Origin of the sequence: Rhizobium atlanticum, from assembly GCF_030182485.1 — a bacterium.
Classification (GTDB): Bacteria; Pseudomonadota; Alphaproteobacteria; order Rhizobiales; family Rhizobiaceae; genus Rhizobium.
This window is the reverse complement of record NZ_JAQJCJ010000001.1, coordinates 266,228-288,943: the sequence shown is the minus strand read 5'-3', so window position 1 is coordinate 288,943 and position 22,716 is coordinate 266,228. Positions and strand designations below refer to the sequence as shown.

Annotated in this window: 19 protein-coding genes; 4 read left to right on the top strand and 15 right to left on the bottom strand. The window is 62.1% G+C overall.

Annotation, left to right across the window (positions count from 1 at the left end; genetic code table 11):
- The first annotated feature begins 17 nt into the window (after positions 1–17).
- Complete coding sequence (locus PH551_RS01370) at positions 18–1,982, top strand: methyl-accepting chemotaxis protein (protein WP_285191559.1); 1,965 nt, start codon at positions 18–20, stop codon at positions 1,980–1,982.
- Positions 1,983–1,984: 2 nt separating this feature from the next.
- Positions 1,985–2,452 carry a chemotaxis protein CheW gene (locus tag PH551_RS01365; protein WP_004668786.1) on the top strand — a complete coding sequence of 156 codons (468 nt, stop codon included), beginning with the start codon at positions 1,985–1,987 and terminating at the stop codon, positions 2,450–2,452.
- A gap of 243 nt (positions 2,453–2,695) precedes the next feature.
- Here the strand turns inward: PH551_RS01365 and PH551_RS01360 are convergent, their stop codons facing one another.
- Entirely contained in the window at positions 2,696–3,187 is a 492-nt protein-coding gene (locus tag PH551_RS01360; RefSeq protein ID WP_085780127.1) for a CreA family protein, read from the bottom strand.
- Between the two features lie 78 nt (positions 3,188–3,265).
- Entirely contained in the window at positions 3,266–3,856 is a 591-nt protein-coding gene (locus PH551_RS01355) for a 3'-5' exonuclease (protein ID WP_285191558.1), read from the bottom strand.
- 271 nt (positions 3,857–4,127) lie between these two features.
- Between PH551_RS01355 and PH551_RS01350 the strand changes: the two genes are divergently transcribed.
- Complete coding sequence (locus PH551_RS01350) at positions 4,128–4,664, top strand: GNAT family N-acetyltransferase (protein ID WP_097597966.1); 537 nt, start codon at positions 4,128–4,130, stop codon at positions 4,662–4,664.
- 139 nt (positions 4,665–4,803) lie between these two features.
- On the opposite strand, the gene ligA is transcribed toward PH551_RS01350, so the two are convergent.
- From ligA to PH551_RS01305, 9 genes are all read right to left on the bottom strand, one after another.
- Positions 4,804–6,960 carry an NAD-dependent DNA ligase LigA gene (gene ligA / locus PH551_RS01345; RefSeq protein ID WP_285191557.1) on the bottom strand — a complete coding sequence of 719 codons (2,157 nt, stop codon included), beginning with the start codon at positions 6,958–6,960 and terminating at the stop codon, positions 4,804–4,806.
- Positions 6,961–7,069: 109 nt separating this feature from the next.
- On the bottom strand, positions 7,070–7,597 hold the full coding sequence (locus PH551_RS01340) for a DUF6886 family protein (protein WP_285191556.1): 528 nt from the start codon (positions 7,595–7,597) through the stop codon (positions 7,070–7,072).
- 76 nt (positions 7,598–7,673) lie between these two features.
- A complete protein-coding gene (gene recN / locus PH551_RS01335) occupies positions 7,674–9,347 on the bottom strand; it encodes a DNA repair protein RecN (RefSeq protein ID WP_285191555.1) in 1,674 nt (557 codons plus the stop codon).
- Positions 9,348–9,352: 5 nt separating this feature from the next.
- The gene (locus PH551_RS01330; protein ID WP_285191554.1) at positions 9,353–10,222 is read right to left on the bottom strand and encodes an outer membrane protein assembly factor BamD; all 870 of its coding nucleotides are present in this window, start codon (positions 10,220–10,222) and stop codon (positions 9,353–9,355) included.
- Positions 10,223–10,489: 267 nt separating this feature from the next.
- Positions 10,490–11,446: a UDP-3-O-acyl-N-acetylglucosamine deacetylase gene (lpxC, locus tag PH551_RS01325; protein WP_085778772.1), complete on the bottom strand. Its 957-nt coding sequence runs from the start codon at positions 11,444–11,446 to the stop codon at positions 10,490–10,492.
- A 264-nt stretch (positions 11,447–11,710) separates the two neighbouring features.
- Positions 11,711–13,441 carry a cell division protein FtsZ gene (gene ftsZ / locus PH551_RS01320; RefSeq protein ID WP_285191553.1) on the bottom strand — a complete coding sequence of 577 codons (1,731 nt, stop codon included), beginning with the start codon at positions 13,439–13,441 and terminating at the stop codon, positions 11,711–11,713.
- 56 nt (positions 13,442–13,497) lie between these two features.
- The gene (gene ftsA, locus PH551_RS01315; RefSeq protein ID WP_064803798.1) at positions 13,498–14,829 is read right to left on the bottom strand and encodes a cell division protein FtsA; all 1,332 of its coding nucleotides are present in this window, start codon (positions 14,827–14,829) and stop codon (positions 13,498–13,500) included.
- Positions 14,826–15,758, bottom strand: coding sequence for a cell division protein FtsQ/DivIB (locus tag PH551_RS01310; protein ID WP_285191552.1), 933 nt, complete (start codon positions 15,756–15,758; stop codon positions 14,826–14,828). Before PH551_RS01310 ends, ftsA begins: the two co-directional genes overlap by 4 nt.
- Positions 15,746–16,672, bottom strand: a complete 927-nt coding sequence (locus PH551_RS01305; protein WP_097597961.1) for a D-alanine--D-alanine ligase — start codon at positions 16,670–16,672, stop codon at positions 15,746–15,748. Before PH551_RS01305 ends, PH551_RS01310 begins: the two co-directional genes overlap by 13 nt.
- 444 nt (positions 16,673–17,116) lie before the next feature.
- Between PH551_RS01305 and PH551_RS01300 the strand changes: the two genes are divergently transcribed.
- A complete protein-coding gene (locus tag PH551_RS01300) occupies positions 17,117–18,046 on the top strand; it encodes a UDP-glucose 4-epimerase family protein (protein ID WP_285191551.1) in 930 nt (309 codons plus the stop codon).
- A 1-nt stretch (position 18,047) separates the two neighbouring features.
- Here the strand turns inward: PH551_RS01300 and murB are convergent, their stop codons facing one another.
- Genes murB through ftsW form a run of 4 tightly spaced genes read right to left on the bottom strand, consistent with a single transcriptional unit; the run spans position 18,048 to position 22,716 of the window.
- The gene (gene murB / locus PH551_RS01295) at positions 18,048–19,022 is read right to left on the bottom strand and encodes a UDP-N-acetylmuramate dehydrogenase (RefSeq protein ID WP_064810823.1); all 975 of its coding nucleotides are present in this window, start codon (positions 19,020–19,022) and stop codon (positions 18,048–18,050) included.
- A complete protein-coding gene (gene murC, locus PH551_RS01290) occupies positions 19,019–20,434 on the bottom strand; it encodes a UDP-N-acetylmuramate--L-alanine ligase (RefSeq protein WP_183701716.1) in 1,416 nt (471 codons plus the stop codon). Before murC ends, murB begins: the two co-directional genes overlap by 4 nt.
- Entirely contained in the window at positions 20,431–21,555 is a 1,125-nt protein-coding gene (gene murG / locus PH551_RS01285; protein ID WP_285191550.1) for an undecaprenyldiphospho-muramoylpentapeptide beta-N-acetylglucosaminyltransferase, read from the bottom strand. Before murG ends, murC begins: the two co-directional genes overlap by 4 nt.
- Positions 21,556–21,561: 6 nt before the next feature.
- Positions 21,562–22,716 (bottom strand): putative lipid II flippase FtsW, encoded by a 1,155-nt coding sequence (gene ftsW, locus PH551_RS01280; protein ID WP_085778779.1) that lies wholly within the window; start codon positions 22,714–22,716, stop codon positions 21,562–21,564.

Sequence of the window (22,716 nt, the reverse complement as noted above, 5' to 3'; positions counted from 1 at the left end):
TGTGGAGGGGTCTTTTCATGACGAATTCATCGGTGCGCAAGAGCCTGTCGGTCAGCCAGAGGCTCTGGACACTGGGCGGTGCGGCCTTCATCGGTTTCGGAACGATGCTCGGCGTCGGCTGGTACGAGAACATGCGGGTCGATACGGCGTTGCGCCGCGCCGGCGAGATCCAGGCGAGCGTCAACCATATCGGCGACATGCGCCTTGCGAATCTGACGATGGTCTTGGCCGCGATGGACATCATCGTCGACAAGGACAGCAAGGCCGTCGAGCCCGAGCGCATCAAACTAATCGGTGATTCGCTGACTGCTCTTTCGGGTGGTTCGAAAGAGATGCACCTTCTTGCGAATGAAATGCAAGTCGACAGCCTGTTGAAGAGCTATGACGCCGATGTCGCCGCAATCGGCAAGGCAATACGTGTCGATCTCGTCGCGCTGGTTCAGCAGGGCGCGGCTGATGCGGAATTCGACAAAATCGACGACGCGATCGACGGCGCCGGCGAAGAGCTGACCGCGACCCTCGACAAGCTCGCCGCTGAAGGCACGGTTTTCGCCCAGCAGCATGTCGAGCTTGCCAATGCCGTGTCGCGAGAGGCCCTCATCCTGCAGATCGGCCTCGGCGTCCTAGCCATCCTCGTCATGGGTGTCCTGCAATATGTCCATGGCGGCTCGATCCGGCGTGGCATCGACGCCGTGCGCGAAAGCATGCAGCGCATCATGAACGGCGATCTCGCCAGCAACGTCGCTGAAAGGACCCGCGGCGACGAAATAGGCGAGATGGCTCGCGCCGCCGACGGCTTCCGCCTCGCCGCTATCGAGAAGCGCGACCTTGAAGCCCAAGCCCAGACAGACAGACAGCGCAGCGATGCTGAGCACCGTGCCCGCGAAGCCGCCAAGCTCGCCGACGCCGAAGCGCTCAGCGCCGCCGTCGCCGCTCTCGGCGCCGGCCTTACCCGCCTTTCGGGCGGCGACGTGACCGTGACCATCGACCAGCCGTTCCGCGAAGAGCTGGAGCGCTTGCGCCTGGACTTCAACCAGACGACCGCGACGCTGCGCAAGGCGATGAGTGACATCGCCATCAACAGCAGCTCCATCGAGGCGAACAGCCGCCAGATGCGCGCCGCCGCCGACGATCTCGCCAAGCGCACCGAGCAGCAGGCCGCTTCCCTGGAAGAAACCTCGGCAGCCCTCGACCAGATCACCGCCACCGTCCGTAACGCCACGAGCCGCGCCGAGGAAGTCGGCCACATGGTCTCTCACACCCGCGAGAATACCGCGAAGTCGGACATCGTTGTCGGTGATGCGATGGCCGCGATGGAGCGAATCGAGGGCGCCTCCCGCGAGATCGGCAAGATCATCAACGTCATCGACGAAATCGCATTCCAGACGAACCTCCTGGCGCTCAATGCCGGTGTCGAGGCAGCGCGCGCCGGCGAGGCCGGCAAGGGCTTCGCCGTCGTTGCCCAAGAAGTGCGCGAACTCGCCGGCCGTGCTGCGGGTGCTGCCAAGGATATCAAGACCTTGATCGGAAAATCCGGCGAGGAAGTGAAGATCGGCGGCGAACTGGTGACAGCCGCGGGTGAAGCGCTTCGCCAGATCGGCGAAGATGTTCTGCGCATCGACGAACATGTTAAATCAATCGTAACCTCTGCGCGCGAACAATCAGTCGGATTGAACGAAATCAATACTTCGATCAGCCAGATGGATCAGGTCACGCAGAAGAACGCGGCCATGGTGGAAGAGACGAATGCCGCAAGCCATACGCTCGCCGTCGACGCCGAAAATCTGACGCAACTGATCAAGCAGTTCAAAACCGGCGAGGGCATGAGCGCCCGGCAAACGCCGCGAGAGGCAACCGCCGCCTCGCATTCGAGACCTTCTCCCGCACGCAGCCTGATCGGCAAAGTCGCGGGCGCATTCAACGGCGGTTCTGCCGCCAAAGCCATCGCCGCTCCCGCCGGGGACAACTGGGAAGAATTCTGATCATGAACAACAACGCCATCAAGCAGTCGGGCGCTTATCTCGAAATCGTTTCGTTCCATCTGGGCGACCAGGAATTCTGCATCGACATCATGGCCATCCGCGAAATCCGCGGTTGGGCGCCGGTGACGCCGATGCCGCATACCCCGCCCTACGTGCTGGGCCTCATCAACCTGCGCGGCGCGGTGATCCCGGTCATCGACATGGCCTGCCGCCTCGGCATGAAGATGACCGAACCCTCCGAGCGCTCGGCGATCATTGTCACCGACATCGCCGGCAAGCTGGTCGGCCTGCTGGTCGAACAGGTTTCCGACATGATGACCATCAAGAGCGAAGACCTGCAGCCGCCGCCGGAAATCATCCCGGAAGCCCAGCGCGCCTTCTGCCGCGGCATCGTCGCACTCGAGAAGACCATGGTCTGCTTCCTCAACCTCGATACGGTCATCGCCGACGAGTTGAACCAGGCGGCTTGATATTCTTTTAGATACGAAATTCAAAGGCTCGGCTCGTCCGGGCCTTTCCTGTTTTTCGTCAGAAAAGTACGCATGCTTTGCGTGAGCGGCCCCTCACCCCGACGGGCAGAGGGGACGTAGCACCCCAAGCCTTCAACTATGCGGAGACGATGCGGCTTACCCCTTCTCCCCCGCGGAGAGAAGGTGGCGCGAAGGGTCGGATGAGGACGCGGACGGCACATCAGAAGAAAGGATCTCCAGCCCCTATGGCTTCCCATTCTTCCAAGTCACGCTCTGCCCATAAAGCGGAACGGTCGAGATCGACATCTTCGCCGAACCATCGGTCAATTGGCGCGAATGGGCGAGATAGATCAGCGTGTCGTTGGCCTTGTCGTAGATGCGGTTGACAACCAGCGTCTTCCAGATCAGCGACATGCCCTGGCGGAACACCTCGCTGCCGTCCTTGGAGAGGTCGATGTTGCCGATCTCGATCGGTCCGGTCTGGCGGCAAGCGATCGAATTGTTGGACGGATCTTCGAACCAGTTGCCGTTCTTGAACCGATCGATCAGGCTGCGATCGAAATAGGTGACGTGGCAAGTGATGCCCTTGACCTCCGGGTCGGAGAGTGCCTCGACGATGATGTCGTTGCCGATCCAGTCGACCCCGACCTTGCCGACGACTTCGGCCGAGGCGGCGCCCGCGGAAATAGCGGCGAAGGAAAATGCGGCGAGAAGAAACGTGCGAAGCTTGGTCATGGCGGCTCCCTGGATGATCCGCATTCTAGATAAGCATGCACCTGGGCTTTGCAAGAAATCGCTGTTGTTGCGGGGCGTTCAGGCCTTCCGGCAGGTGCAGGGCGCATAGCCACGCGCCGTCAGCCGCCCCGGCGTCATACCGATCAGCGCCGGGATTGCTTCCACGGCCTTCGCCTTGACCGCCCTTGCCATCTCGATCGCCGCAGCCGCGCAAACCGCCGCATCCTCGGCGGCATTATGGTGCATGAAGCGCAGCCCGAGATGCTCGGCGATCAGGTTCAGCCGATGCGAGAGGAAATGCGGCCAGATGCGCTGCGCCATCTTCAGGCTGCAGAGATAGGTCAGCTCAGGATAGGATTGCCGGTAGAGATCGAGGCTCGCCCGCCAGACGCTGAAATCGAATGCCGCATTGTGCGCGATCATCATCGCGCCGCTGATATCGTCGTAGAACTCGTCCATCACCTCGGGAAATTCAGGCGCATCCTCGACATGCTCCGGCCGAATTCCGTGGATCGCGATGTTCATGCCGGAAAAGCGCATGTCTCTGGGTCGGATCAGCCGCTCCTCGACGCGCGTCACCCTACCCTCCTCGATCCAGGCAAGCCCGACAGAACAGGCGCTGCCGCGCTGCTCGTTGGCTGTCTCGAAATCGATGGCAATGGTCTTCAAGGGTAAAATCCGAATCGTCTGCCCTACCGGCATAATGTCAGCCGGAGGCGAAGGCAAATCCCGGCCTATTGACATCTGCACGCGGATGGGGAAGCTTTCGCGCATGATCAACTCTGTGACGCATACCATGCATCATATCGCCACGACCCCTCCAGGGTACGCGGGAGCGATGATGCGTCACTAGCCCGATCATCCCGAGAACCCTGCCGAGGCGAGCAGGGTTTTCCAAAAAATCCCGGCTCTCCTCGCTGTGACCCAAGGAGAGATGCCCATGCCTGAAAACGAAGAGAATGAACCCCGTGGCCGGGCGCCCCTGCCCGACGGTGTCGTCGTGCGAGCCGTGCGCCTTTCCGACGCCGAAGAGATCACCGATCTTATAAATTTACCGGGCTATCGGGCCGGCACGCTGAGGCCGCCTTACCAGCGGATTGAGGAGGTCCGCAAGAACATGGAAAACCCGTCGGCGGGCGCGCTCAACCTTGTCGTGACTCTAAATGGCAAGATCGTCGGCAATTGCGGCCTCAATCGCCTTAGCGGCCGTCGCCAGCACGTCGCCAGCCTCGGCATGGGCGTGCACGACGATTTCACAGGTCGCGGTTTCGGCCGGATCCTGCTTGGCGCAATGGTCGACGCCGCCGACGACTGGCTCGACATCAAGCGGCTCGAACTGACCGTCTATACCGACAACGCGGCTGCGATCGCTCTCTATGAGAAGTTCGGCTTCGAAAAGGAAGGGCATCTGCGTGCTTTCGGATATCGCGCCGGACACTATGCCGATGCCTATACGATGGCGCGGCTGAGGACCTGAGTCGGACGGGTCTATCCGCATCCCTCGTCATGCTTGGGCTTGCCCGGCTTATCCCGAGCATTGGCAACGGACGCAGCAGATCCTCGCACAAGGCCGAGGCAACGCCGAACAGGATGCGGGCATTCTGACGCCGGCTTCCTCACCCGCCAATCAGCGCCAGCCACTCATCCTCATCCATCGTCTGGACGCCGAGTTCGCGCGCCTTGTCGAGCTTCGAGCCGGCGCCGGGACCGGCAACGACGATGTCGGTCTTCTTCGACACCGATCCCGCGACCTTGGCGCCGAGGCTTTCGGCCCTTGCCTTCGCCTCGTCGCGGGTGAATTTTTCGAGCGAGCCGGTGAAGACCACGGTCTTGCCAGCCACAGGACTGCCCGTCGTCACCGGTTGCTCGGCCGCTGCGGGCGTCACTTCTTCAAGCAGACGGCCGATCACTTCGATGTTGCGCGGCTCCTTGTAGAACTCGACAATCGCGCGCGCCACGACCTCACCGATACCCTCGATGGCGTTGAGATCGTTCCAGGCGTCGCCGGAAAGCGGTGCGGCCTCCTTCATCGCGGCCGCAAAGGCTTCATAGGTGCCGTAGGAGCGCGCCAAGAGTTTTGCCGTGGTTTCACCGACATGGCGAATGCCGAGCGCATAGATGAAACGGTGGAGCGCAATGCTGCGCCGCTCGTTGATCGCCGCATAGAGCTTGCCGACGCTGACCTTGCCGAAGCCGTCGATATTCTCCAGCTTGGTCAGCGACTGCGCCTGGCGCTTCTCCAAGGTGAAGATATCGGGCGCCGTGCGGATCTGCAGCGACGCATCTTCATTTTCGAAGAAGAAGTCGATCTGCTTCGAACCGAGCCCCTCGATATCGAAGGCGTTGCGCGAAACGAAATGCTTCAGATGCTCCGTCGCCTGCGCCCGGCAGATGAAGCCGCCCGTGCAGCGGCGCACCGAATCCATCTTGCCGGTCTTCTCATTGACCTCGCGCACCGCATGCGAACCGCAGACCGGGCAGGTCTTGGGAAAATCATATGGCTTCGCCTCGGCGAGACGCTTTTCCATCACCACGTCGAGGATCTGCGGAATGACATCGCCGGCGCGCTGGACGATGACGGTATCGCCCTCGCGAATATCGTGCTCCTTCGGCCGGATGCGCTCGCCGCTATTTCCGATGCCCTTGATGTAGTCCTCATTGTGCAGTGTCGCGTTGGTGACGACGACGCCGCCGACCGTGATCGGCTTCAGCCGGGCCACAGGCGTCAGCGCACCGGTCCGGCCGACCTGGATCTCGATCTTCTCGACCTCGGTGAAGGCCTGCTCGGCCGGGAATTTATGCGCTGTCGCCCACCGCGGGCTTCGCGAGCGGAAGCCGAGGCGCTGCTGCAGTTCTAGGCTGTCGACCTTGTAGACGACGCCGTCGATATCGTAATCGAGATCCGGGCGCTTGAGGCCGATCTCGTCGTAATGCGCCAGGATGTCGGCGACCGAATTCAGCCGCTTCATCAACGGATTGACCGGGAAGCCCCAGTCCTTGAAGGTCTGCACCATGCCGAATTGCGTGTCGGCCGGCATGTCCGACATCTCGCCCCAGGCATAGGCGAAGAATTTCAGCTTGCGGCTCGCCGTCACCTTGGCGTCGAGTTGGCGCAGCGATCCCGCCGCCGTGTTGCGCGGATTGACATAGGTCTGCTTGCCCTCCGCCTCCATCTGGCGGTTGAGCGCCAGGAAATCGCTCTTGGCCATATAAACCTCGCCGCGGATTTCCACGACTGCGGGGACACCCTTCGGCAGCTGGTTGGGAATTTCGGATATGGTGCGGATGTTGGCGGTGACGTTTTCCCCCGTGGTGCCGTCACCGCGCGTCGCAGCCGTCGTCAGTCTCCCGTTCTCGTAGCGGATCGACATCGATAGCCCATCGATCTTCGGTTCGGCGGTAAAAGCGATCGACTGGTCCGGCAGGCGGCCGAGGAAGCGATAGACCCCGGCGACGAAATCCTGCACGTCCTCCTGTGAGAACGTGTTGTCGAGCGACAGCATCGGCCGCGCGTGGACGACGGGCGAGAAGGTGACCGAGGGCGCAGCACCGACCCGTCGCGACGGGCTGTCCTCACGGATCAGCTCGGGAAACCGCGCTTCCAGCGCATCGTTGCGGCGCTTCAGCGCATCGTAATCGGCATCTGAAATCTCCGGCTGGTCCTTGCCGTGATAGAGCGCGTCGTGGTGCGCGATCTCCCTTGCCAGCCGCTCGAGCTCGGCGGCAGCCTCTTCGATCGTCAACGTGTCGATGGCGGAACCTTCGGTGGGCATGGAACATCACTCCAGAGAATCTGGCCAGAAATCTGCATTGTTTTTAGAGCAAAATCGCCGGATGAAAAGAGAGGCTGCTTACCCTGACCAGTGAGGACTGCCTTCCAGCCTATTCCCAATCCAAGGCGTTGCGCAGCCGGATGCCGCTGACATGCAGTCCGCTGTCCCACAGGCCTTTCAGCGGCTGCAAACTGTCGACCACCCGCAGTTCCACTCCGCGCGGCATGAATTCTCGGTCGAGCCGCGAAATGGCGGTACATTCGATCGGAACTATACGCCGGCGAGCCACCCACATGCCCGCATCGCCGAGCTCCTCGAAACCTTCGGCCGGCAGCGCGTAACGATAAACTGTCACAGCCGAGAGCCGTTCCAGCCAACGACGCTCGACATAGGCTGCTGCCCGGGAACCTGCAAGCCAATGCCGCCTCTCGGCTTCCGGCGTCCCGGACGTGGCCCAGATCAGGATCCGCGGGCAATCTCGCGGAAAGAGATACATGAAGTCATGATCGGCATCGATCGCCCAGACGAGCGGACCGTTCAGCCATTCCTGGCCGGCCGGGCGGATTGAGGGGATGCGAACGGCACGCGGCTCGAACGCTGCGATGCCGGAGTTATCGCTGAAATGGAAAAGGCGCATGGCAACGGATCGCTGCTAATCGGAGCAATCGGCATAGCGCGAAGCGGGGTATTTGTCAGCGTGCCGGCTGCGGCAATCAGCCGTTACCGGCCAGCAGCCGCTTCGCCGCCGCCCTCGCCTCTTCCGTTACCGAGGCGCCGGCGAGCATGCGGGCGATCTCCTCGGTGCGATCCTTGTGCGCCATCCTTGCGACGCGCGTGGCGATTTTTTCGGAACCCTCGGCCGCCGGCCCCTTGGAGATCAGCAGATGCGTTGCCGCCCGCGCCGCGACCTGCGGCGCATGTGTGACCGACAGCACCTGGACCCGCTCGGACAGCCGCTTCAGCCGCTGGCCGATCGCATCGGCCACAGCACCGCCGACACCGGTATCGATTTCGTCGAAAACGAGTGTTGGGGCGGAGCCGCGATCGGCGAGCGCCACCTTCAGCGCCAGCAGGAAACGCGACAGCTCACCGCCGGAGGCCACCTTCATGATCGAGCCGGGGCGCGTGCCGGGATTGGTCTGGACATGGAACTCGACGACGTCGATGCCTTCGGGAAGCGCCTCCTGCGCATCCGTGGTGATCTCGACCATAAAACGAGCGCGTTCGAGCTTCAGCGCCGGCAGTTCGGCCATTACGGCAGCAGCCAGCGCAGTGCCGGCTTGATGGCGCTTGTCGGAAAGCGAGCGCGCCGCCGAATCGTAATTCTCTCGCGCCAGACCGACCTCCGCTTCCAGATGCGCCAGCCGCTCCTCGCCTGCATCGAGATCGGCGAGATCAGCGATCATGCGCACCGCAAGCGCCGGCAGTTCGGTGACGGGCACGGAATATTTGCGCGACGCGGCTCTGAGCGCGAAAAGCCGCTCCTCCACCCGCTCCAGTTCTCTCGGATCGTATTCGGTCTTGCGCAGCGCTGCCTCGACTTCCATCTGCGCATTGGAAAGCTGGTCGAGCGCAGCATCGAGTAACGTCACGGTGTCTTCGAGCAGCCCGGGCGCTTCATGGCTCTTGCGCTCCAGTCTGCGCACCAGCGAGGCGATATGCGGCACCGGCGAGGCATTGCCGTTCAGGAATTCGGAGGCTTCGGCGATGTCGCCGGCGATTCGCTCCGCCTTCATCATCCTCTGCCTGCTTTCGGCGAGTTCGTCCTCCTCGCCGTCCTGTGGCGAGAGTTTCTCCAGCTCTGCCACAGAGGAACGCAGATAGTCAGCCTCGCGCGCCGCACTTTCCACCTTCTCGCGATGCTTTTTCAGCGTCCGTTCGCTGTCGCGCCAAATACGATACAGGCGGGAGACCTCAGCAACCTCATCGGTGAGGCCGGCAAAGGCATCGAGCAGGTTGCGATGGGCATTCGTGTCGACAAGAGCGCGATCATCGTGCTGGCCGTGGATCTCGACCAGCATCTGGCCGGCCTGGCGCATCAGTTGCACACTCACCGGTTGATCGTTGACATAGGCCTTGGTGCGACCATCGGCCGATTGCTGACGGCGGAAGATCAGGTCGCCCTCGTCGTCGATGCCGTTTTCACGCAGGAGCACCCGCGCCCCGTGGTCCATGCCGACATCGAACACCGCCGTCACCTGGCCCCTGTCTTCGCCATGGCGCACCAGACCGCCATCGCCGCGCCCGCCGAGCGCCAGCGAAAGACTGTCGAGCAGGATGGATTTGCCCGCGCCGGTCTCGCCCGTCAGCACGGACAGACCGGTCTCGAAGGCAAGATCCAGCCGCTCGATCAGGACGATATCGCGGATCGAAAGCTGGATCAGCATGGGACTTAGGAACCGAGCAGGAGTTTCTTGCCTGCCGCAGCGATCCAGGAGCCCTTGTTCTCACGCGGCTCGGCGCCACCTGTCTGCAGCAGCTTGTAGGAATCGGCGTACCACTGGCTGTCCGGATAGTTGTGACCAAGAACGGCTGCCGCGGTCTGCGCCTCGTCGACGATACCCATGGCGTAATAAGCCTCGACGAGACGGGCCAAGGCTTCCTCGATCTGGTTCGTAGTCGGATATTTCTCGACGACGATGCGGAAACGCGAGATTGCGGCGAGATATTCCTTCCGCTCCATATAGTAGCGGCCGATCTGCATTTCCTTGCCGGCGAGCTGATCACGGGCGTAGCGGATCTTCGCCTGCGCGTCATCAACATATTCGGAGTTCGGGTAGTTGTCGATCACAGCCTGCATCGCCTCGATCGTCTTGGCCGAGGCGCGCTGGTCCTGGGTCACGTCGACGATCTGTTTGGAATAGGTGAGACCGATGAGATACTGCACATAGGCAGCGTCCTGGGACTTCGGATATTGCGACATGTAGCGATTACCCGAGGCAAGCGCATCATCGAGCTTGCCCTGGCGGTATTTGACAAAGGTGCTCATGACCAGCGCCTTGCGCGCCCATTCGGAGAATGGGTTCTCGCGATCGATTGCATCGAACTTGCGCGCTGCTTCCGCCATGTTGCCCGCCTTCATATTGGCAAGGCCCTGGGTGTAGAGCACGTCAGGCGGATCGGTTTCGAGGCCAAGCTTGGTGATGTCGATATCGGGATCCGACTGGCAGCCGGAGATCGAGGCGCCTGCGCTCAGCACCAGAAGCGATGCGAACAAAGCGCGCGCTGTCTTCATCATACCTTCAGATCCTGCATAAGCCATTCAAAAGAACCCCACTGCCGCCGCTCGCTCCACGACAGCCACGCCTCGCTGGCGTTTCTAGCCACAAATGTGCATCAAGAGCAACGCAATGATAAGGCATTAACGCATTTTTGTGGCAGCCGCCGCCGGATTGGCTGGCTTTTCACCTTCTTGCCGACCTGTGGCAGCTAAGCAACTGCGAGAAAAGCCCTATCACCACAGACTCGGGCCGACATAAAAAAACCGCCTCCGGGAAGAGGCGGCCTGGTCTTGAGAATATGCTGGAGGTCATGCCGACCAGGGAGCGAATTCCGAAGCGTTGACGGCAATCAGTTCACGAGCGGCGACGCGCTGGCGCGGCGTCGAGGTCTCGACCACCTCGTAGGCGGAGGGATCGGCGAGCAGCGCCTTCAAAGCATTGGCATTCATCTTATGGCCGCCACGATAGGATCGGTAGCAACCGATGAACTGGACGCCAGCGAGAGACAGGTCGCCAACGGCATCAAGCGTCTTGTGGCGAACAAACTCGTCCTTGGCATATCGCAGGCCTTCGACATTGATGACGGTATTGTCGTCCGAGATGACGACGGAATTTTCAAGCGAAGAACCGAGCGCATGTCCCGATGCCCAGAGACGTTCAACATCACGCATGAAACCGAAGGTGCGGGCGCGGGAAAGTTCGGACTTAAAGACGGCGGCGTTTAGGTCGCCGGCCCACTTTTGCCGGCCGATCAGCGGGCATTCGAAATCGATCTCGACTTCGAAGCGCGTGCCGTCATAGGGACGGAATTCGCTCCAGGAGCCGCCATGCTCGATCCGCACCGGCTTGGTGATGCGGATATAGCGACGCTTGACGCCGAGCGAGATGAGACCGGCCTGCTCGATCGCTTCGACAAAGGGCAGCGAACTGCCGTCCATGATGGGCATTTCTGCGCCCTGCACCTCAATGAGGACATTGTCGAGGCCGAGCGCATAGACGGCGGCCATGACATGTTCGATCGTCGCGATTGAATGCGTGGGTGAGAAGCCGAGCACCGTGCAGAGGTCTGTATTGCCGACCTGCGAGGAGACGGCCTTCAGTTCGGTGATGTCGCCATTATCATGCAGGCGCTGGAAAACGACGCCAGTATCCGCTTCGGCCGGGTTCAGCGTGATCGAGACATTCGCGCCCGAATGAACGCCGATGCCCGAGAGCGTCACCGGACGCGATACCGTCGTTTGAAAACCCAGCAAGCCAATAGCCATAAAATCTGCCTTTATTTTTCCGCTCCAGCGGTTGGTGCCACGGCGCGGTTATCATTCTTTCTGCAGAAAGAGCCTCGTCTAGACGACTCCCAGCGCAGTTTTCTTGCGCCATATTTACGTGCGCCGGCGCTCCAATCCAAATCACTGTTTCTTTCGTTTTGTTACGAAGTCACACGATTGATATCGCTCAGGAATTCTCGGCCGAAAACAGCAATGCCCGGGACCTGGATCCCGGGCATGAACGGTGCCGAAGGCCGCGATATTTCAGCTCGACTGGCGGCGCAGGAATGCCGGAATTTCCAGCTGATCGTCTTCCTGCATCATGCGAGCCTGCGGAACTGCACGACCCTGATCATCGAGATTGCCGCGGCGTGGCGCATAGAGGCTTGCCTCCGGCGACAACGGACGGCGCTGCTGCGATGCGGCCGGCGGTGCGGCGGTCATGTCGGCGGCAACCGCGTCATCGTCGCGGCGGCCAAGCGAATTGGTGATTCGCTTGAGCAAGCCCATCGGGCCGCGCTCTTCCTGCTGATGCGCCGAAGCCGGCTGGGTGCGGTGGTCGAGTTCAGCCTGGACGACCGGCGGGAAATCCTCGACCTTCGGCATGCGCACCGGTTCAGCCGCCTGCCGGATAATCGGCTCCTGTCGGATCGGCTGCTGCTGGATGGGCTGATGCTGGACGGGCTGGCTCATCACCGGCTGGCTCATTACCGGCGCCGGAGCCTGCTGCTGCACCTGAGGCCGCATGGCCGGAGCTTCCGGTGCAGGCGCGAAGATCTTGCTCTGCGGACGGAAGACTTCCTGCTGCGCAGCAGGCTGCTGGACGGGGGCGCTGGCACGCGGGGCCGGAATTTCGAGCTCACGTTCCATCTCGGATTGGCGGATGGTCTGCGCGATCGGATCGATGGCCTTCGGTGCCTGCATCACCGGCGCAGGCTGAGCTGCGGCCGCTGCCGGAGCAACAGCCGCGGAGGGACGGATAGCGGGCCTGGCGGCCGGCTGGAAGTTGCGCTCGGCGGCTTCGCTGATCGCCCGGTCGATACCGGTCGCGACGACCGAGACGCGGATGATGCCTTCGAGCGATTCGTCGAAGGTGGCGCCCAGGATGATGTTGGCGTCCGGATCGACTTCTTCGCGGATGCGGGTCGCAGCTTCGTCGACTTCGAAGAGTGTGAGGTCGCGGCCGCCGGTGATGGAGATCAGCAGGCCCTGGGCACCCTTCATCGAGGTTTCGTCGAGCAACGGGTTGGCGATTGCCGCTTCGGCTGCCTGCAACGCGCGGCCGGCGCCGGAGGCCTCGCCGGTGCCCATCATCGCACGGCCCATTTCACGCATCACCGAGCGGACGTCGGCGAAATCGAGGTTGATGAGGCCTTCCTTCACCATCAGGTCGGTGATGCAGGCAACGCCGGAATAGAGAACCTGGTCGGCCATGGCGAAAGCGTCGGCGAAGGTCGTCTTGTCGTTGGCAATGCGGAAGAGGTTCTGGTTCGGAATGACGATCAGCGTGTCGACAGACTTCTGCAGTTCCTGGATGCCCATCTCGGCCAGACGCATGCGGCGGCCGCCTTCGAAATGGAACGGCTTGGTGACGACGCCGACCGTCAGGATGCCCTTGTTGCGGGCGGCCTGCGCGACGACGGGAGCAGCACCGGTGCCGGTGCCGCCGCCCATGCCGGCGGTGACGAAGCACATATGCGTGCCGTTCAGGTGATCGATGATCTCGTCGATGCACTCTTCGGCGGCCGCGCGGCCGACTTCCGGCTGCGAGCCGGCGCCGAGGCCTTCGGTGACGTTGGCGCCGAGCTGGATGATGCGCTCGGCCTTCGTCATCGTCAGCGCCTGCGCATCCGTGTTGGCAACGACGAAGTCGACGCCCTGGAGGCCTGCGGTGATCATATTGTTGACGGCGTTGCCGCCGCCGCCGCCGACGCCGAACACGGTGATGCGCGGCTTCAGCTCTGTGATGTCAGGCTTTTGCAGCTTGATGGTCATGGTACCTGTTCCTTCTCTCTCTGGCCGCATCGCCACGCCGGCCAATTACGCAAATTTCAGAAGCTTTCCTTCAGCCACTGGCCCATGCGGGCTATGCGGCTGTTATTTCCCCCAAGCGACATGAGCAGACCGCTCTGTGACGCATGTGTCTCCATGTCCGCGACCTGCGGATAAATCATCAGGCCGACGGCCGTCGAAAAGGCCGGGCCCTTGGCCGCCGTCGGCAGTCCCGAGACGCCCATCGGCCGGCCGATGCGGACGTTGCGGGCCAGAATGCGCCGCGCCACCTCGGCTAGGCCGGTCAGCTGGCTCGCGCCTCCCGTCAGCACGACGCGTTTTCCGACGATCGGGCTGAAGCCGGAACGCTGGATACGGTCGCGGATCAGTTCCATCGTCTCTTCGATTCGGGCCGATACGATGCGCGAAACCAGCGCCCGCGGTACCTGCGACGGCTGGTCGCGATCATCCTCGCCGATCGGCGGTATCGAGATCAGCTCGCGTTCATCGGAGGAATTCAAGAGCGCGGAGGCATGCACGACCTTCAGCCGCTCGGCATCCTCGATGCGGGTCGAAAGGCCGCGGGCGAGGTCGGTGGTGACATGATGGCCGCCGAGCCCGACGGCATCGGTATGAACGAGCTTGCCTTCGGCAAAGACCGAGATCGTCGTCGTGCCGCCGCCCATGTCGATCGCCGCACAGCCGAGCTCGACCTCGTCGTCGACGAGAGCGGCAAGGCCCGATGCATAAGGCGTCGCGACGATACCTTCGACAGAAAGATGCGCGCGATTGACGCTAAGCTCGAGGTTCTTCAGTGCCGAGCGCTCCGCGGTCACGACATGCATGTCGACGCCGAGCGCATCGCCGTACATTGCCAGCGGGTCGCGAATGCCGCGCTCGCCGTCGAGCGAGAAGCCGGTCGCCAGCGAATGCAGCACCGAGCGGTCCTGGCGCAGCGACTGCTGGCAGGCAGCCGAGAGCACTTTCTTGAGGTCGTTAAGCTCGACTTCCTGACCGCCGAGATCGATCGTCGCGGTGTAGATGTCGCTGCCAAGGCGGCCGGCCGTCAGGTTGACGATCAGGCTCTCGACGGTCAGCCCCGCCATACGCTCCGCCGCATCGACGGCAAGACGGATGACGCCTTCCAGCGCATCGAGATCGGCGATGACGCCGGTCTTGATGCCGCGGGAGCGCTGATGGCCGATGCCGATGATTTCGATATTGTGCGTGCGGCCCGGCAGGATCTGGCTTTCCTCGCGCGGCGTCAGCCGGCCGATCATGCAGACGACCTTGGTCGAGCCGATGTCGAGCACCGAAACGACATGCGACCGCTTCGACGAAAGCGGCTTCAAGCGCGGCAATCCGAAATGGGATGAACCGAACAAGCTCATATATTCTGCCCCGCCTTCTTCAATTCCTTGGTACGCTCCGTTACCGCCGCCTGCCGGCGGACCGCCGCCTCCGGCGTCAGCTGGATCGCGGTCCTGTCGGGCAATCTCAGATCGACCGCGGCGATGTCCCGCTCCAGGAGCTGATGCTCCTTGTCGAACTTCGAAAGCGTCGCCAGCGCCTGATCGATGCCGTCTTCCGGCAGCTTGACGATGACGCCGTTATCCATGTGCAGATCCCAACGACGGCCCGATATCCAGACATAGGCCTTCACGCGGGCCTTCACGTCGGGCCACTTCGCGAAGGCGTCGTCGAGCGAAGCCGCCGCGGTCTCGGCGTCGCGGCCGACGACGAGCGGCAGCGACGAAAATTTGTTGTCGCGCAACGGCGCAATGACGCTGCCGTTCTTCTCGATCAGCGAAAGCTCCTGCCCGTGCTGCCAGATCGCATAGGCCTCACGCTCCTTAAGCTTCACTTCGATTGTCCTCGGATAGATCTTCCGAACCTCGACATTCTCGACCCAGGGAAGGTGCGCGATCTTCCGGCGGGCCGCATCGACGTCGAGCGCGACCAGTGAGGTCGTGCCGTCGAGGCCGATCAGCTGCAGGATCTCGATTTCGGAGGTTTCCGAATTGCCGGAGACTTTCACATCCTCGATCGCAAAACCTGCGGCCGTCGTCGTGGCCTGCGCGACGGCTTCGGTGTGACCGCCGAGCGACATACCGTAGAGGCCGGTCGCAGCCAAAAAGGCAAGCGCCGACACCGTCCCGGTATGGGCCGGAATGTAGATGCGGCCGCTACCGAGGCTGATCAAGAAACGAGTGACGCGGCGCAGCGGACGCGGCAGCACGAACCGCTCTTCGACTTCCACGATCGGAAGCACAGCATGATGGCTGGGGCGCCCTATCCTCTTGACCGTCAACGCAAACAAGACGCGTCCTCCACCATCCACCGGAGAAACTCACCAAAGGAATAGCCGGCATGACCGGCCATTTCGGGCACGAGCGAGGTAGGAGTCATGCCTGGCTGGGTATTGACCTCCAGCCAGATGATTTCGCCGTCTTCGGAGAAACGATCGTCGTAACGAAAGTCGGACCGACTGACGCCGCGACAACCGATTGCCTGATGCGCCCTTAGCGCCAATGTTTGTATTTTTTGGTAAATATTCGGTGAAATTTTCGCCGGGATGACGTGTTTTGAACCGCCCGCAGCATACTTGGAATCGTAATCATAAAAATTGTGTCCCTGCGGCACCACCTCCGTGACACCGAGCGCAGTCTCGCCCATGACACCGCAGGTGAGCTCGCGGCCGTAGACATAGCGCTCGACCAGCACCTCTTCGCCATAGCGCCATTCGGGCGAACTGACGACCTGCGGCGGATGCGTCTGATCTTCGGTGACGATCACGACGCCGAAGCTCGACCCTTCACGCACCGGCTTCACCACATAGGGCGGCTTCATCGGATGCACCGAAGGAAAAGCGAAACGATTGATGACCTGCGATTCGGCGACCGGAATGCCGGCGGCAGCGGCAACAAGCTTCGCCTTGTCCTTGTCCATCGCCAGAGCCGAGGCAAGCACGCCCGAATGCGTATAGGGGATCTCGAGATATTCGAGGATACCCTGGATGGTGCCATCCTCCCCGAAGGGCCCATGCAGCGCATTGAAGATGACATCGGGCTTCAGCGCCGCGAGCCTCTCGGAGACGTCGCGCGCCACGTCGATGCACGTCACCTTGAAGCCTTCGGCTTCGAGGGCCTCTGCGCAAGCCTTTCCCGAGGAAAGGCTGACAGGCCTTTCCGAGGAAAATCCGCCCATCAGGACAGCGACATGCTTGCGACTCATCAACACCCCCAAAAATAACTTCCACTTTTGAAATCGACGCTTGCGCGAAGCTGTCTGCGTCGTTCGCGCCTTTGCCGGGCCTCACATGCATTAGAGCATCATTATGGTTAATGAAGTGTTTACTTTCGTTAACTGTTAGCCCGGAGTTATGCGGCCTTTTAACTTTTGCTGATTGTGCAACCATTCCCTTCGCGCCCGGGAACTGAACCCGAGCGGAATCGAAAAAGCCCATTCATTCAACGACATACCCAATTGCGCTCAGTCGCGATGGAATCAGTCAACAGAATCGGGTGTCATCTCTCAGCCGGATACCGGCAACAGTGAGGCGGCGGCCAGCGACTCGATTTGATTAATGCAAAGGGTCTCGGCGCGGTCACCGCTTTTCTATTGATGCCGATATCACTTCCGGCTAGCGAAGACGCATGGGTGAGCAGGGAGAAAATCATGCGATGCCTCGTCACCGGCGCAGCCGGCTTCGTCGGTAGTCCGCTTGTCAAACGACTGCACATAGACAAGACTTGCGAGCTCGTGGCGACCACGAGATCCCAGGCCTCTCCCTTTCCGCCTGAGGTAGCGCATTTTCCGATTGAAATTACCGACGGAACCGATTGGACAGCCGCGCTTGAAGGCGTCGACGTCATCGTCCATCTCGCCGCCCGCGTTCACATCATGAACGACCGCGCAGCCGATCCGCTAGCGGAGTTCCGCCGGGTCAACACCGCCGCCGCGCTCAATCTCGCCGAACAAGCCGCCCACGCCGGCGTGCAGAGGTTCGTCTTCATCAGCACCATCAAGGTCAACGGAGAAGAGACCGACCGGCCGTTCCGGCACGACGACAGGCCGAACCCAATCGATCCCTACGGCATTTCGAAACTGGAATGCGAAATCGGCCTGCGCGAAATCGCAGCGCGCACCGGCATGGAAGTCGTCATCATCCGCCCGCCGCTGGTTTATGGTCCCGGCGCACGCGGCAACTTCGCGCTGCTCGTCAATCTTGTCCGCAGGAAATTGCCGCTCCCCTTCGCTTCGCTAAAGAACCGCCGCACATTGGTCGCAGTGCAAAATCTCGTCGATCTGATCATCGCCTGCATGGACCATCCCGCCGCTGCGGGCGAGACTTTCCTTGCTGGAGATGGCGAGGACCTCTCGACGCCTGATCTCATCAGGGGAATTGCCGCGGGGATGGGCGTCAAGCCGATGCTGGCCCCCCTCCCGCCTGCACTGCTGCACATGGCGGCAAAGGCACTCGGGAAGGAAGCCGTCTATCAGCGCCTCTGTGGTTCGCTGCAGGTCGACATATCCCGAGCGCGCGACGTTCTCGGCTGGTCACCCGTCGTCACCCCGCGCGAAGGCCTCAAACAGGCAGTAGAATAGCTTATTCGCTCGTCACGCCCTGGAACGGGCGCACTTCCCGACCGGGCATGAAGACGCCGAGGCGCTTGATCTCCCATTCGAGCTTGATGCCGTCTTTCTCGAAGACCTCACGGCGCACCTGCTCTCCGAGATATTCGAGATCGTAGCCCGTCGCCTGGCCCATGTTGATCATGAAGTTGCAGTGAAGCGACGACATCTGTGCGCCGCCGATCACGAGGCCGCGGCAGCCTGCCTCATCGATCAGCTTCCAGGCCGAATGGCCCGGCGGGTTCTTGAAGGTCGAGCCGCCGGTTTTCTCACGCACCGGCTGCACCGTCTCGCGGTGATTGCGCACAGCGTCCATTTCGGCGCGAATCTGGGCGCGGTCTTCCGGATAGCCCTCGAACAGCACCGAAGTGAAGATCAGATCGGCGGGTGCCTTTGAATGCCGGTAGGAATAGCCCATCTCTGCATTGGAAAGCACATGCTTGTTGCCCTTGCGGTCGACGGCGTTAACCTCGATCAGCCGCTCACGCGTCTCGACGCCGTTCGCGCCGGCATTCATGCGCGCCGCGCCGCCGATGCCGCCGGGTATGCCATAGAAGAAATGAAAGCCGCCGATGCCATTGTCCATCGCCATCGCCGCGACATGCTTGTCCGGGCAGATGGCGCCGGCAAGGATGCGGTTTTCACCGGCCAGTTCGACGAAGCCGAAGCCCTTGGCCGACAGGCGCAGCACCACGCCGGGAATGCCGCCGTCGCGCACCAGGATATTGGAGCCAACGCCGACCACCGTCAGCGGCACCTCTTCCGGCAATATCTTCAGGAAGGCAATGAGATCGTCGACGTCATGCGGCTGGAACATCAGTTCGGCCAGCCCCCCGGCCCTGAACCAGGTGACGCGATCCATGGGGGCATCCGGCGTGATCCGGCCGCGGATATCCTTTACACCGTCTCCGAGAGACGCGAGAAGCTTTTCCCCATTCACCTGTTTCATGCGGACTTTCCCGATAGGCCTTCCAGTTGCTTGGGCAGTGCTGCTGCCCATGATGTGATGCTCCCAGCCCCCAACAGAACCACGAAATCGCCAGGCTTTGCAACCTCCGCAACCATTTGCGGCAGAAGCTCCGCCGAAGCGAGGAAGCGGGCGTCGCGATGGCCGCCGGATTTGATGCGCGAGACGAGCGATATCGAGTCGATACCTTCGATCGCATCCTCGCCCGCCGCATAAACGGGCGCAAGGAAGATGCTGTCGGCGTCGTTGAAGCAGGCGGCGAATTCCTCGAACAGGCTGGCGAGACGCGTGTAACGGTGCGGCTGATGGACGGCGATGATGCGCCCCTTGCAGGCCTCGCGGGCCGCCTTCAGCACCGCCTTGATCTCGACTGGATGGTGGCCGTAATCGTCGAAGATCTGCACGCCGTTCCATTCGCCGGTCAGCGTGAAGCGGCGCTTGACGCCGCCGAAGGAGGCAAGCCCCTTGGCGATAGCCTCGCTCGATATGCCGAGCCGGTTGGCGACCGCGATCGCCGCCGTGGCGTTCGATATATTGTGGCGGCCGGGCATCGGCATGACCAGCCCCTTGAGCTCGGTCCTCTGGCCGGTGCGGCGGCGGCGGATCTCGACGTCGAAAATAGAGCGCGTGCCGTCGATGCGCACATTCTTGAAACGCACGTCGGCCTGCGGGTTCTCGCCATAAGTGATGATTTTGCGGTCCTCGATGCGGCCGACCAGCGACTGCACCTCGGGATGATCAAGGCACATGACGCCGAAGCCGTAGAACGGCACGTTTTCGACGAACTGCCGGAAGGCGGCGCGCACGGCGTCGAAACTGCCGTAATGGTCGAGATGTTCGGGATCGATATTGGTGATGACGGCGACATCGGCGGGCAGCTTCAGGAAGGTGCCGTCGGATTCGTCGGCCTCGACCACCATCCACTCGCCCTCGCCCATGCGGGCATTGGTGCCGTAGGCGTTGATGATGCCGCCATTGATGACTGTCGGATCGAGCCCGCCAGCCTCGAGCAGGGTGGCGACCAGCGAGGTGGTCGTCGTCTTGCCGTGCGTGCCGCCGATGGCGATCGCATTGCGGAAGCGCATCAGCTCGGCAAGCATTTCGGCGCGGCGCACCACCGGCAGCAGCTTTTCACGCGCGGCGATGAGTTCCGGATTGCTCTTCTTGATCGCCGTCGAAACGACGACGACTTCGGCATCGCCCAGATTTTCGGCGCGATGGCCGACGAAGACCTCAATGCCTTTGTCGCGCAGGCGCTGCACATTGGCGCTGTCTGATTGATCCGATCCCTGCACTTTGTGGCCGAGATTGTGCAGCACTTCGGCAATGCCGCTCATGCCGATGCCGCCAATGCCGATGAAATGGACGAGACCGATCGCCTTCGGCAGTTTCATGCGCGTGTCCTCTTGAATTCCGAGACTGTCTTGCCGGCGGCAATAGCCTCAACCATGTCGGCAAGCAAGTTCGCCGCATCCGGTTTTCCGGCGAGCTTGGCCGCCGCCGCCATGTGCGAAAGCTTGTCCGGATCGTTCATCACATGGCTCAGTATAGAGGCGATGCGTTCAGGCGAAAGCTCCGACTGAGGGATCACCTTCGCTCCTCCGGTCGCAGCCAGCGCGGCGGCGTTTGCCGCCTGATCATGGTCGAGCGCATGCGGATAAGGCACCAGAATGGCCGGGCGTCCGATGACGGAGATTTCCGAGACCGTGGAGGCGCCGGAGCGGCAGATCACCAGATGTGCCCGGGCAAGGCGTTCCGCCATATCGTTGAAAAATGCCGCGATATCGGCTCCCATCTCCAGCTTGGCGACGCAGCCGCTGACCATCTCCATATCCTCAGGGCGCACTTGCTGAGTCACCCTGAGCCGTGCGCGCAGGCCGTCGTCGAGCAGGCTGATCGCCGTCGGCATGGCCTTGGAAAAATACTGCGCGCCCTGGCTGCCGCCGAAGACCACAAGATTGAACGGCTCGCCGGGATGCGAGGGCAGGTAGGGCTGCTCGGCCGCAGCAAGGATCGCCGGGCGCACGGGATTGCCTGTTGCAACCGTCTTCTCGGAAAAAGCATCGCCGCTTTCCGGCAGAAAGCCGCCGGCAATCGCCTTGACGCGCGGAGCCAGCGCCTTGTTTGCCCGGCCCATGACCGCATTCTGCTCATGCAGCATCGAGGCAACGCCGAGCCGCGTGGCGGCCAGCAGCGGCGGCACGGTTGGGTAACCGCCGAAGCCGACGACAATCACCGGCTTCAGCCGCTGGATCAGCCTTTTGGCCGCTCGCATGCCGCTCCACAGCGTCCATAGCGAGCGGGCGACGGCGACCGGGTTCCTCGAGCCGATCGTCGCCGACGGCACGACATGGATCTGCTCGGCCGGGAACTTGCCGGCATAACGTTCGGCTCGGCTGTCGGTGACGAGATGCACCGAATAACCACGCTCCTTCAGCTTGAAGGCCAGCGCCTCCGCCGGGAACACGTGGCCGCCGGTCCCCCCGGCGGCAAGCAGCACGATGCCTTTGCTCATGACCTCTTACTCCGCGGGCATTCCGTGCGGGACGCGGAAGAGGCTCCGGTCCTGCGCACGTTTTTCCGGGCGATGGCGCGTCAGCGCCAGAATAAAGCCGGCGGTGACGCAGATCGCCACCATGGACGAGCCGCCGTAGGAGATAAGCGGCAGCGTCATGCCCTTTGCCGGCAGCAGCTCGAGATTGACGCCGATGTTGATGATCGACTGGATGCCCATCTGCAGCACGAGACCGGCGACGGCAAAACGGTTGAAATCGTTGCGCTCGCGATAGGCATGCGACAGGCCGCGCAGCACCAGCACGGAAAACAGCGCGACGAGCGCCATGCAGAAGACGATGCCGAATTCCTCGGCAGCGACGGAGAAGATAAAGTCGGTATGCGCGTCCGGGATGATGCGCTTCACAATGCCCTCGCCCGGTCCCTGACCAAACCAGCTGCCGCGGATGATCGCCTCACGGGCCGTGTCGATCTGGAACGTGTCGCCCTCGCCGGTCATGAACTTGTCTATGCGCAGCGCAACGTGCGGAAAGACGTAGTAGGCGCCGAGCAGACCGCCGGCGCCGCCGATGCCGAGCAGCATGATCCAGATCCAAGGCATGCCGGCCATGAAGAACATGCCACCCCAGACGGCGGTCGTCAGGATGGTCTGGCCGAGGTCGGGCTGCGCAACGAGCAGCGCGGCGACAATGCCGAACAAGATAATGGCAAAAAGATTGCCGGGGATTTCAGGCTGACGCGCATGCTCGGCAAACAGCCAGGCGCAGACGACGACGAAAGCGGGCTTCATGAATTCCGACGGCTGGATCGAAAGGCCGGCGATCCAGATCCAGCGCCTGCCGCCCTTGACCTCCTGGCCGACGAACAGCACCAGCACCATCATCGCAAGCGAGATGATCAGGAGCAGGATTGCGGTTCGCCGCACCTGGCGCGGCGTCAGGAAGGACAGCCCGAGCATGACGGCGATCGAGGGGATCATGAAGGCCGCATGACGCTTGACGAAATGGAAGGGTTCGAGCCCGATGCGCTCGGCAACAGCTGGAGATGCCGCAAACGACAGCATGAAGCCGATGCCCATCAGGAAGATGAACATCGCCAGGAAGAAGCGGTCGATGGTCCAGAACCAATCGGCCAGAGGCCCACGTTCCGCGCGGCTTACCAT